General features: G+C 64.3%; 15 protein-coding genes. 14 read left to right on the top strand and 1 reads right to left on the bottom strand.

The features are described from left to right. Window positions 1–121 precede the first annotated feature (121 nt). The 6 genes from C9I57_RS06460 to C9I57_RS06435 all read left to right on the top strand — a co-directional run bounded on the left by C9I57_RS06460 (window position 122) and on the right by C9I57_RS06435 (window position 5,098). On the top strand, window positions 122–598 hold the full coding sequence (locus C9I57_RS06460) for a DUF2244 domain-containing protein (RefSeq protein WP_107150160.1): 477 nt from the start codon (window positions 122–124) through the stop codon (window positions 596–598). 68 nt (window positions 599–666) lie between these two features. Beyond that, window positions 667–2,061, top strand: a complete 1,395-nt coding sequence (coxB, locus tag C9I57_RS06455; protein ID WP_258187541.1) for a cytochrome c oxidase subunit II — start codon at window positions 667–669, stop codon at window positions 2,059–2,061. A gap of 53 nt (window positions 2,062–2,114) precedes the next feature. Further along, the gene (gene ctaD / locus C9I57_RS06450; RefSeq protein ID WP_107149824.1) at window positions 2,115–3,722 is read left to right on the top strand and encodes a cytochrome c oxidase subunit I; all 1,608 of its coding nucleotides are present in this window, start codon (window positions 2,115–2,117) and stop codon (window positions 3,720–3,722) included. A 119-nt stretch (window positions 3,723–3,841) separates the two neighbouring features. After that, window positions 3,842–3,976: a cytochrome oxidase small assembly protein gene (locus C9I57_RS06445; protein ID WP_107150159.1), complete on the top strand. Its 135-nt coding sequence runs from the start codon at window positions 3,842–3,844 to the stop codon at window positions 3,974–3,976. A gap of 37 nt (window positions 3,977–4,013) precedes the next feature. Further along, complete coding sequence (locus C9I57_RS06440; protein ID WP_107149823.1) at window positions 4,014–4,211, top strand: DUF2970 domain-containing protein; 198 nt, start codon at window positions 4,014–4,016, stop codon at window positions 4,209–4,211. A 29-nt stretch (window positions 4,212–4,240) separates the two neighbouring features. Next, on the top strand, window positions 4,241–5,098 hold the full coding sequence (locus C9I57_RS06435) for a cytochrome c oxidase subunit 3 (protein ID WP_107149822.1): 858 nt from the start codon (window positions 4,241–4,243) through the stop codon (window positions 5,096–5,098). 261 nt (window positions 5,099–5,359) lie between these two features. Here C9I57_RS06435 and C9I57_RS06430 read toward each other — a convergent pair whose 3' ends face one another. Next, complete coding sequence (locus C9I57_RS06430) at window positions 5,360–5,569, bottom strand: twin transmembrane helix small protein (protein ID WP_107149821.1); 210 nt, start codon at window positions 5,567–5,569, stop codon at window positions 5,360–5,362. A 111-nt stretch (window positions 5,570–5,680) separates the two neighbouring features. Between C9I57_RS06430 and C9I57_RS06425 the strand changes: the two genes are divergently transcribed. The 8 genes from C9I57_RS06425 (at window position 5,681) to C9I57_RS06390 (ending at window position 13,388) form a co-directional block, all read left to right on the top strand. Next, entirely contained in the window at window positions 5,681–6,388 is a 708-nt protein-coding gene (locus C9I57_RS06425; RefSeq protein ID WP_258187540.1) for an SURF1 family protein, read from the top strand. Between the two features lie 17 nt (window positions 6,389–6,405). Continuing rightward, window positions 6,406–7,089: an SCO family protein gene (locus tag C9I57_RS06420; protein WP_258187539.1), complete on the top strand. Its 684-nt coding sequence runs from the start codon at window positions 6,406–6,408 to the stop codon at window positions 7,087–7,089. A 73-nt stretch (window positions 7,090–7,162) separates the two neighbouring features. After that, window positions 7,163–8,272 carry a COX15/CtaA family protein gene (locus C9I57_RS06415; RefSeq protein WP_107149818.1) on the top strand — a complete coding sequence of 370 codons (1,110 nt, stop codon included), beginning with the start codon at window positions 7,163–7,165 and terminating at the stop codon, window positions 8,270–8,272. A gap of 15 nt (window positions 8,273–8,287) precedes the next feature. Then, window positions 8,288–9,196: a heme o synthase gene (gene cyoE, locus C9I57_RS06410; RefSeq protein ID WP_107149817.1), complete on the top strand. Its 909-nt coding sequence runs from the start codon at window positions 8,288–8,290 to the stop codon at window positions 9,194–9,196. Then, window positions 9,196–9,816 (top strand): SCO family protein, encoded by a 621-nt coding sequence (locus tag C9I57_RS06405; RefSeq protein WP_181321774.1) that lies wholly within the window; start codon window positions 9,196–9,198, stop codon window positions 9,814–9,816. The genes cyoE and C9I57_RS06405 overlap by 1 nt, the downstream gene beginning before the upstream one ends. Before the next feature lie 249 nt (window positions 9,817–10,065). Continuing rightward, window positions 10,066–10,818: a MetQ/NlpA family ABC transporter substrate-binding protein gene (locus C9I57_RS06400; protein ID WP_181321773.1), complete on the top strand. Its 753-nt coding sequence runs from the start codon at window positions 10,066–10,068 to the stop codon at window positions 10,816–10,818. Between the two features lie 466 nt (window positions 10,819–11,284). After that, window positions 11,285–12,388: an N-acetylglucosamine-6-phosphate deacetylase gene (gene nagA, locus C9I57_RS06395; RefSeq protein WP_107149815.1), complete on the top strand. Its 1,104-nt coding sequence runs from the start codon at window positions 11,285–11,287 to the stop codon at window positions 12,386–12,388. Beyond that, window positions 12,381–13,388, top strand: a complete 1,008-nt coding sequence (locus tag C9I57_RS06390; RefSeq protein ID WP_107149814.1) for an SIS domain-containing protein — start codon at window positions 12,381–12,383, stop codon at window positions 13,386–13,388. The genes nagA and C9I57_RS06390 overlap by 8 nt, the downstream gene beginning before the upstream one ends. Window positions 13,389–13,425: the final 37 nt, after the last annotated feature.

Raw genomic sequence — 13,425 nt, 5'->3', positions numbered from 1 at the left:
GCTCGCGGTGTGACGACTATAATGCGTCAGTTTGTCGCCTTGGGAACCCCACGATACAAGGCGGCGAAGCGCCGAATGCGCAGTGCGGCGCGACGTGCGACGGCATGCGCGGGAGGTGGCGATGGACACGGCAACCTTGCTGACCGATGCGGAGCCGGTCCTCGAGGACTGGCTGATGAAGCGAAACTGCTCTGTGTCGCCGCGGCAGTTCGTATTGTTCTATCTGTCGCTGGCGCTGTGCTCGTCGGCGATTGCGGTGCTGCTGAGCGCGCGGGGCGCCTGGCCGATCGCGCCGTTCACCGGTGTCGAGCTTCTGGTGGTCGGCGTCGCGTTCGTGATCTACGCGCGCCACGCCGTCGATTACGAGCGCATCCGGCTCTATCCGAACCGGCTCGTCGTCGAGCAGGTGAGCGCGGAGCGAGTGGCGCGGTTCGAGTTCAATCCGCGCTGGGTGCGGGTCGAGCCGGGGGCAACGCCCCGCGAGCCGATCAAGCTCGTATCGCGCGGCCAGACGGTTGCGCTCGGGCGGCATCTCGCGCACTACCGGCGCGCGCAGTTCGCCAACGAGCTGCGTGTGTCGCTGCGGCGGTGCGGCTGAGCGATGCGCCCGGCGGATGCGGGCGGCGGCGAAAGCAAAGGGCGACGGCAAAAGGGGGCGAGGTTTGAATGGAAATTTTGGGTAAGGAAGCTATGAAAACAATCAAGCGAGCCCTCACGGGCGTGCTGGCGGCGAGTGCGCTTGCCGGCGCCTCGGCCGCATGGGCGGTCGGCGACAGCCCCGGCGGTCCGGCCGTGAACGAGATCAACCTCCAGCCGCCCGTCACCGCCCTCGCCGAGGAGCTCTATCACCTGCACACGATGATGTTGATCCTTTGCACGGTGATCTTCGTCGGCGTGTTCGGGGTCATGTTCTATTCGGTCTTCGCGCACCGCAAGTCCAAAGGCCACAAGGCCGCCAACTTCCACGAAAGCACGACCGTCGAAATCATCTGGACGATCGTGCCGTTCATCATCGTCGTGTTGATGGCGCTGCCGGCCACGCGCACGGTCGTGGCGATGAAAGACACGAGCAACGCGGACGTGACGGTCAAGGTCACGGGCTACCAGTGGAAGTGGGGCTATGACTACGTCAAGGGTCCCGGCGAAGGCATCAGCTTCTTTTCGACGCTGACCACGCCGCGCACGGAAGTGAACGGCCAGGCGCCGATCACCGATACGTATCTGCAGGAAGTCGACAATCCGCTCGTCGTGCCCGTCGGCAAAAAGATCCGCATCATCACGACGGCCGCCGACGTCGTTCACTCCTGGTACGTGCCCGCATTCGGCGTGAAGCAGGACGCGATTCCCGGCTTCGTGCGCGACACCTGGTTCAAGGCCGAGAAAGTCGGTGTCTATCGCGGCTTCTGTACCGAGCTCTGCGGCAAGGAGCACGCGTACATGCCCGTCGTCGTGAAGGTGCTGTCCGACGATGACTACGCGAAGTGGGTCGACGACGAGAAGAAGAAAATGTCCTCGGCGAACGACGACCCGAACAAGACTTATACGATGGCCGAGCTGGTGCAGCGCGGGCAGCAGGTCTACTCGTCGAACTGCGCGGTCTGCCATCAGCCGACCGGCAAGGGCGCGGGCGCCTTCCCGGCGCTCGACGGCAGCAAGATCGTGAACGGCCCGATCGCGCAGCACGTCAGCATCGTGCTGAACGGCAAGAATGCGATGCCGACCTGGGGCAAGACGCTCAACGATGTCGAGATCGCTTCGGTGATCACGTTTGAGCGCAACTCGTGGGGCAACCATACGGGCGACATTCTGCAGCCGCGCCAGGTGGCCGATGCCCGCAACGGGAAGCTTCCCGAGGGCGGAGATCATCTGACGGGTGCTCCGGCAGGCGGCGAGCCCGCCGGCGGCGCGAGCGGGGCCGCGGCCGCGAGCGGGCCGCAAGCGTCGATCGCCGCGCCGGCAACGGTCCAGACGGCCGATGCCGCTCAAAAGAACAAGTCGGAGCCGGGCACGGGCCGCGCGCGAGTGCAAGCCGCGCACGCTCGTACCGGTTCGGCCGCTTGACGTGCGCATGTTCGTCACAGTCGGTGCTGCACCATTCGCTTTAGGAGATTCTCATGTCTAGCATCGGACACGATGTAGTCGCGGGTCACGGCCACGATGATCATGCGCATGCGACGCCGCACGGCTGGCGCCGGTGGCTGTTCGCCACGAACCACAAGGACATCGGAACGATGTACCTGGTGTTTTCGTTCACCATGTTCCTCGTGGGCGGCGTCGAAGCGCTGATGCTTCGCAGCGAGCTGTTCGAGCCGGGCCTGCAGATCATGCGCCCCGAGTTCTTCAATCAGCTCACGACGATGCACGGCCTCACGATGGTGTTCGGCGCCATCATGCCGGCCTTCGTCGGCTTCGCGAACTGGATGATTCCGCTGCAGATCGGCGCGGCCGACATGGCCTTCGCGCGGATGAACAACCTCTCGTTCTGGCTGCTGCCGGCGGCGGCCGTGCTGCTCGTCGGCTCGTTCTTCGCGCCGGGCGGTGCGACGGCCGCGGGCTGGACGCTCTATACGCCGCTTTCGACGCAGATGGGCCCGGGGATGGACTTCGCGATCTTCGCGCTGCACATCATGGGCGCGTCGTCGATCATGGGCAGTATCAACATCATCGTGACGATCCTCAACATGCGCGCGCCGGGCATGACGCTGATGAAGATGCCGATGTTCGTCTGGACGTGGCTCATCACGGCCTACCTGCTGATCGCGGTGATGCCGGTGCTCGCGGGCGCGATCACGATGGTGCTGTTCGATCGCCACTTCGGCACGTCGTTCTTCAACGCGGCCGGCGGCGGCGACCCGGTGATGTACCAGCACATCTTCTGGTTCTTCGGGCACCCCGAGGTCTACATCATGATTCTGCCGGCGTTCGGCATCGTCTCGCAGGTGATTCCGGCGTTCGCGCGCAAGCCGCTCTTCGGCTACAGCTCGATGGTGTATGCCACGGCCTCGATCGCGATCCTCTCGTTCATGGTCTGGGCGCACCACATGTTCGCGACGGGCATGCCTGTGACGGGCCAGCTCTTCTTCATGTACGCGACGATGCTGATCGCCGTGCCGACGGGCGTGAAAGTGTTCAACTGGGTCGCGACGATGTGGCGCGGCTCGATGTCGTTCGAGACGCCGATGCTGTTCGCGATCGGCTTCCTCCTCGTCTTCACGTTCGGCGGCCTCAGCGGCTTGATGCTCGCGATGGCGCCGCTCGACATCCAGTACCACGGCACGTACTTCGTCGTCGCGCACTTCCACTATGTGCTCGTCGCCGGATCGTTGTTCGCGCTCTTCGCGGGCTGGTACTACTGGTCGCCGAAGTGGACGGGCTGGATGTACAACGAAACGCGCGGGAAGATTCATTTCTGGGCGTCGCAGATCTTCTTCAATCTGACGTTCTTTCCGATGCACTTCCTCGGCCTCGCCGGCATGCCTCGCCGCTATGCGGACTACCCGGCCCAGTTCACGGACTGGAACCAGGTCGCGACGATCGGTGCGTTCGGCTTCGGCCTGGCGCAGGTCTACTTCCTGTTCGCCGTCGTGCTGCCCGCCTATCGCGGCGGCGGTGAGCAGCAGAAGGCCGGCGACAAGCCCTGGGACGGCGCGACGGGCCTCGAGTGGACGGTGCCGAGCCCGGCTCCGTTCCATACGTTCGAGACCCCGCCGACGGTCGAGTAACGAATCGAGCCGGGCTGTGCGTTCATGCTGGTGTCGATAGCCAGCTTTTCGCGAAGCCGGCCCGGACGAGATACGAAGAGGCGGCATGGTTGCCGCCTCGCTACAAAGAGATGTTGAGCATGACGCGGGATCCAGAAAAAAGACGAACCCCGGCGCAGATCCGAGCCGGCAATTTGCGACTAGGCTTGATATTGCTGTCGATCGTCGCCGTCTTCTTTTTGGGTGCCGTCCTCAAACAGTGGTTGTTCCGCTGAGTTCGACGGGCAGGACAAGACAAGGCGGGGAGGCGGTATGGCCGACGGCAAGGGGAGCTTCGCTCGGACGATGAAGGCCGTGCTCTGGTCGTTCTTCGGCGTGCGCAAGGGGCGCGATCATGCGGCCGATGCCTCGCAGCTGAACCCGCTGCACGTGATCATCGCCGCCGTGATCACGGCCGCGCTTTTCATTGCGGTCTTGATCGCGATCGTGCACCTCGTGGTGGGCAAATAAACAAACTGGACTGAAGTGGAGAATCAACGATGAGTGGCCAAAACGATAGCCCGTATTACTTCGTGCCGAATCCGTCCCGGCATCCGGTCACTGCGTCCATCGGGCTCCTGATCATGCTCGGGTCGTTCGGGCTCTGGCTCAACGATACGCCGTGGGCACCGTATACGATGTTCGCCGGCCTGCTCTGGCTGCTCTTCGTGCTCTGGCACTGGTTCGGCGATGCGATCTCCGAATCGGAAGGCGGGATGTACGGCAAGCGCGTCGATCTCTCGTTCCGCTGGAGCATGAGCTGGTTCATCTTCTCCGAAGTGATGTTCTTCGGCGCTTTCTTCGGCGCGCTGTTCTATGCGCGCGAGATCGCGATGCACCAACTCGGCAGCCTCGACTACAAGTTGATCTGGCCGGATTTCTCGGCGGTCTGGCCGAACGAAGGGCCCGCCGCGCTGGCCGGCCACTTCAAGGCGATGGTGCCGTTCCCGGTGCCGACGATCAACACGGCGTTGCTCCTGAGCTCCGGTGCGACGCTGACGGTCGCGCACCACGCGCTGCGCGACGATCACCGCAACAAGGCGATTGCCTGGCTCGCCGCGACGGTCGTGCTCGGGTTTGCGTTCCTCTGCATGCAGGCGTTCGAATACATCCACGCCTACAACGAACTGAACTTGACGCTCGCTTCGGGCATTTACGGTTCGACTTTCTTCCTGCTGACGGGCTTCCACGGTTTCCACGTGTTCCTCGGCGGCACGATGCTGTCGGTCGTCCTCGTTCGCCTGATTCGCGGCCACTTCAAGCCCGATCACCACTTCGCGTTCGAAGGCGCCGCGTGGTACTGGCACTTTGTCGACGTCGTGTGGCTCGGCCTCTACGTCGTCGTCTACTGGCTGTAACGATCGACCGGGCGGTACGGCGGCCGCGATTGCTGGATGCGGTCGCCGGGCGCCCGCGCGCTGCGGCGGCGCCTGAGCGTCGCGCCTCTTCCCGAATGAGCGCGCGCTCGAAAGCGAAAAGCATCGGCCTCGCGCCGCCTTCGATTTCGTCGAGGCGGCGTTTGCGTTTTTGCGGGGTGGAGTGCGGCGAAACGACGCAGGCCAAGCAAGTTGCACGGCCCGCACTACGCGAACCGTCGGTGTTGGCGAGAACTGGGACGCTCAGCGGCCGATCGGCACATGGCTGTAGTGAATCCAGCCGAGCCAATGTGCGACGAGGAGGAAGAGAAAGAGCGAAATGGAGAAGCCGACGCGCGTGGCGAGCGACCAGACCATCCGCTTCGTTCTGCCCCGGTCGTGCATCATGAAGTAGAGTGCCGATGCCATGCTGCCGATGATGATGACGAATGCGATAGCGACAATGATGTGCATGGAATCAACGAATGATCGAAAAGGCAAAACGATAGCCGCAATTATCGCACCCGTGGTGTTTCGGGCGCGCGGCCATCTATGCGGCGGCGCAAGGTACCCAAGGACGGCCGCGTGAAGATTCGTCTGATTCCCGCGCTGGCCGTCCTCGTGGTGATGGCCATCACGATCAGGCTCGGTTTCTGGCAGCTCGATCGCGCCCACCAGCGGGAAGCACTCGCGGCACAGATCGCTCGCTACGAACATGCACCGCCCGCCATGCTGAGCTCCGCACCGGTCTCCCTGAAGGCGGTAGAGTTCCATCGGATGCGGGCGACGGGGCGCTTTCTGCCGCGCTACGTCGTTTATCTCGACAATCGCCCGTATCGCGATCAGCCCGGTTTCTACGTCGTGATGCCGCTCCAGCTCGCCGATGGTGGCTATGTGCTCGTCAACCGCGGTTGGCTGCCGCGCAACGCGGACGTGCGGACGGCCATCGCGCCTTACAAGACGCCATCCGGTGACGTCACGATAGAGGGCATTGCGCGCGCCGATGCATCGCGCGCGTTCGAACTCGGTCACGGCGGGTCGGCGCCACATCAGGCGATTCGGCAAAACGTCGATGTCTCGGCTTATGCCGCGGAGACGGGGTTGCCGTTGCAGCCGTTCGTGATTCAGCAAACGAGCGATGTCGACGACGGACTCGTGCGCGACTGGCCGGCGCCGACGACCGGCGTCGAGCGAAATTACGGCTACATGGTCCAATGGTGGGCGATGGCCGCGGCGGCGCTCGCATTCGGTCTTTATGCGGCTCGCCGCGCCGCAAAAAAGACCGCTTCATGAGGTAAAAAGGTTTTTCGATGCCATCTTCCGATTCCAATCGTCCGGGCCGTACCGCGCCGCCTGCCGGCGGGCGGCGCGTCGCACCGGGCGCGTCGTCTCAGGCACCCGCTTCCACACGCGGCCCCGGGCGGCGCGGCCGATGGGTCCTGGTCCTGCTCGCGCTAGTGGCCGCGGCGCCCGTGGTCGCGTCGTATCTCGCCTACTACGTGTTCAAGCCGAGCGGCGGGGCGACGAATTATGGGGCGTTGATCGAGCCGCAGCGGCCGATTCCCGACACGCTCGTCGTCACTGACGAGGCTGGCAAGCCGATAAAGCTTGCCACGCTGCGCGGGCGCTGGTTGATGATTGCCGTCGACGCGAGCGCCTGCGACAAAGCCTGCGCGACGAAGCTCTACTTCATGAGGCAGGTTCGCGCGACGCAGGCGGGCGAGCGCGAGCGGATCGCGATGGTCTGGCTGCGCACCGATGCCGGCGCGGTGCCCGACGTGATCAAGGGCGCTTATCCGGACACGCGGATGCTCGTCGCGGACCCGGCCGCCATCGCCGCGTGGCTGCCTGCCGAGCCGGACTCGCGCGATACCGATCACATCTATCTCGTCGATCCCAACGGAAATCTGATGATGCGTTTTCCGAAGGATCCGAATCCGAGCAAGATCAAGGGCGACGTGACGAAGCTCTTGAAGTGGTCGAGCATCGGTTGATCCGCGTGGTATCGGTCGTTGCGGCGTTTGGCTACGTTTTGCAGCGGCCCGGCGCTTTCTTGAGAGAGATGACATGTTCGTGTTGGAACTGGGGCTGATCGGGCTTTGCGTTGCCTTGCTGCCGCTCAGCTACGTCTGGGTGAAAGCGAGCGACGACAAATTTCGCAAGCTCGTCTGGATGACGACGTTTCTGACCCTCGACCTCGTCATGTTCGGCGGCTTCACGCGCCTTACCGATTCGGGGCTCGGTTGCCCCGACTGGCCTGGCTGCTATGGCACGGCGTCGCCGTTCGTCGCGCATGCGCAGATCGCGGCGGCCCACGCGGCGCTGCCGAGCGGACCGGTCAGCATGACGAAGGCGTGGATCGAAATGATCCACCGCTACTTCGCGATGGCGATCGGCGTGCTCATCATCGCGCAGACCGCGATTGCCTGGCGGGCGCGCTTCAAGCGCCTGCCGCTTCACGTTTCGCCGTGGTGGCCGACGGCGCTGCTGATGCTGATCGGCGTGCAAGGCGCATTCGGCGCCTGGACGGTGACGATGAAGCTGCAGCCGGTCATCGTCACGACGCACCTCTTGCTGGGCCTTGCGCTCCTCGGCACGCTCGGCTGGCTCGCGGCCCGCCTGACGCCGATTCCGGTCTACGAGCCCCAGATTGCGCGTTACCGCTTCGCGGCGGCGGTGGGCCTCGCGCTGCTGATCGTCCAGATCGCGCTCGGCGGGTGGGTCAGCACGAATTATGCTGTACTGGCCTGCACCGACTTTCCGACCTGCAACGGGCAGTGGATTCCGCCGATGGACTTCGCACACGGCTTTCATCTTTGGCGCGCGCTCGGCATGACGGCCGACGGCGACGTCATCACGCAGGATGCACTCGTCGCCATCCACTGGACGCATCGCACGTTCGCGTTCGCGGTCATCGCGTACCTCCTCGCGCTGGCACTCCGGTTGCGTGGATTCGAGTCGCTGCGGCGGCCGGCGAACGGCGTGCTGCTCGTGCTGGCGATTCAATTTGCCACCGGCCTTTCGAACATCGTGCTGCAATGGCCGTTGCCGATCGCGGTCGCGCACAACGGCGGCGCCGCGGTCCTGCTGCTCTTGGTCGTTATGCTAAACTTTCGGACCGCCTCCAGCCGTCCCGGCCGCGCCGCCGTTCCGACGCGCGACGCCGCTCCCGCGTGACTGAGCGTGACTGACATGAACAACAGCACGACACTTCCCCACAGCTTCGGCTCCCGGTTCTCGCAGTACTTCGCGCTGACGAAGCCGCGCGTCACGCAGCTTGCCGTCTTTTGCTCCGTGATCGGCATGTTCCTGTCGACGCCGGGCATGGTGCCGTGGACGGTCCTCGTCGGTGGAACGGTCGGCATTTGGCTGCTCGCCGGCGCGGCGTTCGCGATCAACTGCCTCGTCGAGCAAAAGGTCGACGCGATGATGCGTCGCACGGCATGGCGACCGTCCGCGCGCGGGGAAATCACCACGGCGCAAATTCTGGCGTTCTCGGCCGTGCTCGGCGGGCTCGGCATGTGGACGCTCTACATGTTCACGAATGCGCTGACGATGTGGCTCACGCTTGCGACGTTCGTCGGCTATGCCGTCGTCTATACGCTGCTGCTGAAGCCGGCCACGCCGCAGAACATCGTCATCGGCGGCGCCTCGGGCGCAATGCCGCCGGCACTTGGCTGGGCCGCCGTGACGGGGCATGTGCCCGGCGATGCCTGGATTCTCGTGCTCATCATCTTCGTCTGGACGCCGCCGCATTTTTGGGCGCTCGCGCTTTATCGGCGTCAGGATTACGAGAATGCCGGCCTGCCCATGCTGCCGAACACGCACGGCGAGCAGTACACGCGGCTCCATATTCTGCTGTACACGATCATCCTTTTCGCGGTGTCGCTAATGCCGTTCATTTCGCGGATGAGCGGCATCGTCTATCTCGTATCGGCCGTTCTGCTCGGCGCGGTTTTTCTCGCTTACGCCTGGAAAATCCATCGCGAATACTCGGACGCGCTCGCGCGCAAGACCTTCCGTTACTCGATCGTCTATCTCTCGCTGCTCTTCGGCGCGCTGCTCGTCGATCACTATGCGCGCGGGCTGATCGGCGCGTGATGAAAGGCGTGCGCATCTCCTCGGTCACGCGGCGCATGCGCGCGCTGCTCGCCGCCTGCGTCGTCGGCGGCGCGCTGATGCTGGCGGGCTGCGGCAACGACGCTCCCGCTTTCCAGAATCTCGACATCACCGGCAACACGCAGTTCGGCTCCAACTTCGCATTGCCCGATACGAGCGGCAAGATGCGCACGCTCGCCGATTTCAAGGGCAAGGCAGTCGTGCTCTTCTTCGGCTACACGCATTGCCCCGATGTGTGCCCGACGACGATGGCCGAGCTGTCGCAGGCGCTGCAGCAGCTCGGGACCAACGCGGCACGCGTGCAGGTGCTCTTCGTCACGATCGATCCTGCTCGCGATACCCCGAACGTGCTCTCGCAGTATGTGTCGGCATTCAATCCGACGTTCATCGGCCTGCGTCCGGACGGCGCCGAGCTCGCCAAAGTCGCGAAGGATTTTCGCGTCTACTACGCGAAGGTGCCCGGCAAGTCGCCCGATAGCTACACGATGGACCACACGGCGGCGAGCTATGTGTTCGATCCGTCGGGCAAGCTGCGGCTCTTCGCGCGCGATGGACAGGGCGCGCAGTCGTGGGTGCACGATCTGAAGTTGCTGCTGAGCTGACGCGTCGGGCATCGCTCATCGCGCGCTGCTCGAAACATGAGCCGCTGTGCCGCGCCCTTCATCGCGGCCGGGATCGATGCTCATATCGATATGCGATCACTGTATTTCCCCCCGGATCGCGCTTGTGAGACGATGGCCGTCTTTCCAAAGTCATCTCCAATGAGAAAGCGAGTATTCATGCTGTTCAAAACGCTTCCCCAAGCTGTTTCCAAAGTCCTCGTCGCAGCCGCCACGACGACCGCACTTGTCATGAGCACCGGCGCGCACGCCGACGACAAAGCCATCAAAGTGGGCGTCATATCCGGTCCCGATGCGCAAATCTGGAGCGTCGTCACGAAGGTTGCGAAGCGCGAAGGCCTCGATGTGAAGGTCGTCGAATTCAACGACTATGTTCAGCCGAACGCGGCGCTCGACGCCGGCGATCTCGACGCCAACAGCTTCCAGCACAAGCCGTATCTCGACAGTCAGATCAAGCAGCGCGGCTATAAGATCGTCAGTGTCGGGCTCACTTATATTTCGCCGCTCGGCGTCTATTCGAAGAAGCTCAAGTCGCTGAACGAGCTACCGCAGGGCGCGAAGGTCGCGCTGCCCAACGATCCATCGAACGAGAACCGAGCGCTGCTCCTGCTGCAGGCACAAGGCGTGATCAAACTGAAGGCCGGCGCCGGTACGAACGGCAACAACGCGACGCCGCTCGATATCGAATCGAATCCGAAGAAGGTCAAGCTCGTCGAGCTCGACGCCGCGCAACTGCCGCGCTCGCTGGGCGACGTCGAGGCCGCCGCGATCAATACCAACTACGCGCTGGCAGCGGGGCTTCAACCGTCGAAGGACGCGATCGCGCGCGAAGACGTGCATAGCCCTTATGCGAATCTGATCGCCGTGCGCGCGCAGGACAAGGACAAGCCCTGGGTCAAGAAGCTCGTCGCCGCCTATCAGTCGGAAGACGTGCGGCAGTTCATCGACACGCAATTCAAGGGCGCCGTCGTCCCGTCGTTCTGACATCCCGATCGGACAAGCGCTCTCGCTCCGTCCGAACCAAAAAAGCGCCGTGGCGATTTTGCCGCGGCGCTTTTTTTGTTGCTGCGCGCGTCATATTTATCTCCCGCTGCAGCCGATAGGCTTGCATGACCGTGCGCTCGATCGCATGGCGAAACGTGCATTTCTGCCGACGAATCCGGGCCCTCATCATTTTCGAGATAGGGGTAACCACTGATGCCACTTGGATGCCGATCGATCCGCTCAAAAATTGGCTGAAGCCTTATTTGACAGGGCTTTCCGCTCCATCGGCCGATTTTTGATCACGGATTGACTGGTACTAAGCTGGTTATATAATGGGCTCCAATTCGCAGCCCGGGTCTACGACGACGCAGACACATCGCCGTCCGCTTGCAGGCCGCCTGCTCGTCACTCGCCCTGTGCCTGATGCAAGACCGCAGCGCCTCGTATCACTTAGACAGAACACCCCATGCTCAACGGAAACATCCTGACGCCCGATGGTTGGATCCACGGCACGCTCGATTTCGAAAACGGACGCATCGCTTCGATCGACGGCACATCCGCGGATCCCTCGGCCAACGAGAGCCCCTACATCCTTCCTGGCTTCATCGATCTGCACGTTCACGGCGGCGGCGGAGCCGACGTCATGGAGGGCGGGGCGGCGATCGAGACGATTGCGCGCACGCATGCGAGCCACGGCACGACGAGCCTGCTCGCGACGACGATGACCGCGCCGCGCGACGAGCTGATGGCCGTCGTTGCCGGTCTCGGCGATGCCGCGCGCCGCCGTCCGACTGGCGCGTCGCGCGTGCTCGGCGTGCATCTCGAAGGACCCTACATCAATCCCGGCAAGCTCGGCGCGCAGCCCGACGCGGCCGTCTCGGCCGCGCTCGACGAGGTGCTCAAGTATCTGTCGATCGCGCCGATTCGCGTCGTGACGCTCGCGCCGGAAATTGCCGGCCACATGGACATCATTTCGGAGATGGCCGCGCGCGGCGTCCGTGTGCAGCTCGGGCATTCGCTCGCCACGTACGACGATGCGGTCGCCGCGCTCAAACATGGCGCTTGCGGTTTCACGCATTTGTTCAATGCGATGTCGCCGATGCATCACCGCAATCCTGGCCTGGTCGGCGCCGCCTTCGCGCATGCCGAGTTCGCCGAGATCATCCCGGACCTGCTGCACGTACACCCGGGTGCGATCCGTGCCGCGCTGCGCGCGATTCCGCGCCTTTACGTCGTCACCGACAGCACTTCCGCGACGGGCATGCCCGATGGCGAGTATCGCCTCGGCAGCCAGCAAGTCACGAAGTGTCTCGGCGGAGTGCGTCTTGCCGACGGCACGCTGGCCGGCAGCACGCTGACGATGGACGAAGCGCTGCGCAATCTGGTTTCGCTGGGTCTGCCGCTTGCGGACGTGTCGAACCGCATGTCGCGCTACGCGGCCGATTATCTCGGGATCGAGGACAGAGGCAGGCTCGCGCGCGGCGCCTGGGCCGACATCGTCGTGTTCGAGCGGGACCTCACGCTCGCGGCGACCTACGTCGAAGGAGAAGAGATTGTCGAATATGCTTGACGAGGCGCTCGCCGCGGGTGCCGCCGTCGCGGCGCAATGCGCTGACACCTCGCGCGTCGAGGCGCTCGCGGCCGCGCTCGCCGCGAGGCCTTGCCATGTGGCGCTGACCGTCGCGCGCGGCAGTTCAGACCATGCGGCAAGCTTCTTCGCGAGCCTTGCGATGAGCCGCATCGGCGTGCCCGTCGCCTCGCTGCCGATGTCGATCGCGACGCTGCAGGCCGCGCCCTTGCGGGTGGCCGGCGAGCTGGCGATCGCGTTTTCCCAGTCGGGCAGGAGTCCCGATCTCATCGGCACCATGATGAACCTGCGCGAGGCCGGCGCGTTGACTGTCGCGGCCGTCAATGCGCCTGATTCTCCGCTCGGAGGTGCCTGCGAATGGGAGCTGCCGTTGCAGGCGGGCCCCGAGCGCTCGGTCGCGGCCACGAAGAGCTACATCGCGATGCTCTCGCTCTCGGCGCAGCTCGTCGCGTTCTGGCAGCACGACGAGCCGCTGCTCGACGCGTTGCGTGCGCTGCCGGAGGCGCTGGGCGCGGCGACGCGGCTCGGTTGGGCGCCGGCCGTCGAGGCGCTCGTCGGCGTCGAGCGGATGTTCGTCATCGGTCGAGGCCTTGGGCTCGCGATCGCGCAGGAAGCGGCGCTGAAATTGAAGGAGACGTCCGGCATCCAGGCCGAAGCGTTTTCGAGCGCGGAGGTCCGGCACGGGCCGATGGAGCTCATCGATCGAGACTACCCGCTCATCGTCTTTGCGCCGCGCGGACCGGAACAGGCAGGGCTCGTGCGCCTCGCGGCCGATATGCGAGCGCGCGGCGCGCGGGTTCTGCTTGCGGCACCTCACGACGTGAGCGGCGCCGAGCTGCGGCTCGAGCCGACGAAGCACGCGGCACTCGATCCGATCGCCGCGATCCAGTCGTTCTACGTCATGGCCGCCGAGCTGGCGTCCGCGCGCGGGCGCGATCCCGATCAGCCGCGCTACCTGAACAAGATCACCGAAACACACTGAGCGAGAAATCCTGATGGAACGAGCTGAGGAGTCCCGA

Source organism: Trinickia symbiotica (genome assembly GCF_003028655.1).
Lineage (GTDB): Bacteria > Pseudomonadota > Gammaproteobacteria > Burkholderiales > Burkholderiaceae > Trinickia > Trinickia symbiotica_A.
This window is presented reverse-complemented; position numbering and strand designations above follow the sequence as displayed.

What these genes read in the sequence shown, in the direction of transcription:
- coxB (WP_258187541.1), top strand. Translation starts at nt 667, where the DNA reads ATGGAAATTTTGGGTAAGGAAGCTATGAAAACAATCAAGCGAGCCCTC.
- C9I57_RS06420 (WP_258187539.1), top strand. Translation starts at nt 6,406, where the DNA reads ATGCCATCTTCCGATTCCAATCGTCCGGGCCGTACCGCGCCGCCTGCC.
- C9I57_RS06445 (WP_107150159.1), top strand. Translation starts at nt 3,842, where the DNA reads ATGACGCGGGATCCAGAAAAAAGACGAACCCCGGCGCAGATCCGAGCC.
- C9I57_RS06430 (WP_107149821.1), bottom strand. Translation starts at nt 5,569, where the DNA reads ATGCACATCATTGTCGCTATCGCATTCGTCATCATCATCGGCAGCATG.
- ctaD (WP_107149824.1), top strand. Translation starts at nt 2,115, where the DNA reads ATGTCTAGCATCGGACACGATGTAGTCGCGGGTCACGGCCACGATGAT.
- C9I57_RS06400 (WP_181321773.1), top strand. Translation starts at nt 10,066, where the DNA reads ATGAGCACCGGCGCGCACGCCGACGACAAAGCCATCAAAGTGGGCGTC.
- C9I57_RS06415 (WP_107149818.1), top strand. Translation starts at nt 7,163, where the DNA reads ATGTTCGTGTTGGAACTGGGGCTGATCGGGCTTTGCGTTGCCTTGCTG.
- cyoE (WP_107149817.1), top strand. Translation starts at nt 8,288, where the DNA reads ATGAACAACAGCACGACACTTCCCCACAGCTTCGGCTCCCGGTTCTCG.
- C9I57_RS06390 (WP_107149814.1), top strand. Translation starts at nt 12,381, where the DNA reads ATGCTTGACGAGGCGCTCGCCGCGGGTGCCGCCGTCGCGGCGCAATGC.
- C9I57_RS06440 (WP_107149823.1), top strand. Translation starts at nt 4,014, where the DNA reads ATGGCCGACGGCAAGGGGAGCTTCGCTCGGACGATGAAGGCCGTGCTC.
- C9I57_RS06460 (WP_107150160.1), top strand. Translation starts at nt 122, where the DNA reads ATGGACACGGCAACCTTGCTGACCGATGCGGAGCCGGTCCTCGAGGAC.
- nagA (WP_107149815.1), top strand. Translation starts at nt 11,285, where the DNA reads ATGCTCAACGGAAACATCCTGACGCCCGATGGTTGGATCCACGGCACG.
- C9I57_RS06405 (WP_181321774.1), top strand. Translation starts at nt 9,196, where the DNA reads ATGAAAGGCGTGCGCATCTCCTCGGTCACGCGGCGCATGCGCGCGCTG.
- C9I57_RS06435 (WP_107149822.1), top strand. Translation starts at nt 4,241, where the DNA reads ATGAGTGGCCAAAACGATAGCCCGTATTACTTCGTGCCGAATCCGTCC.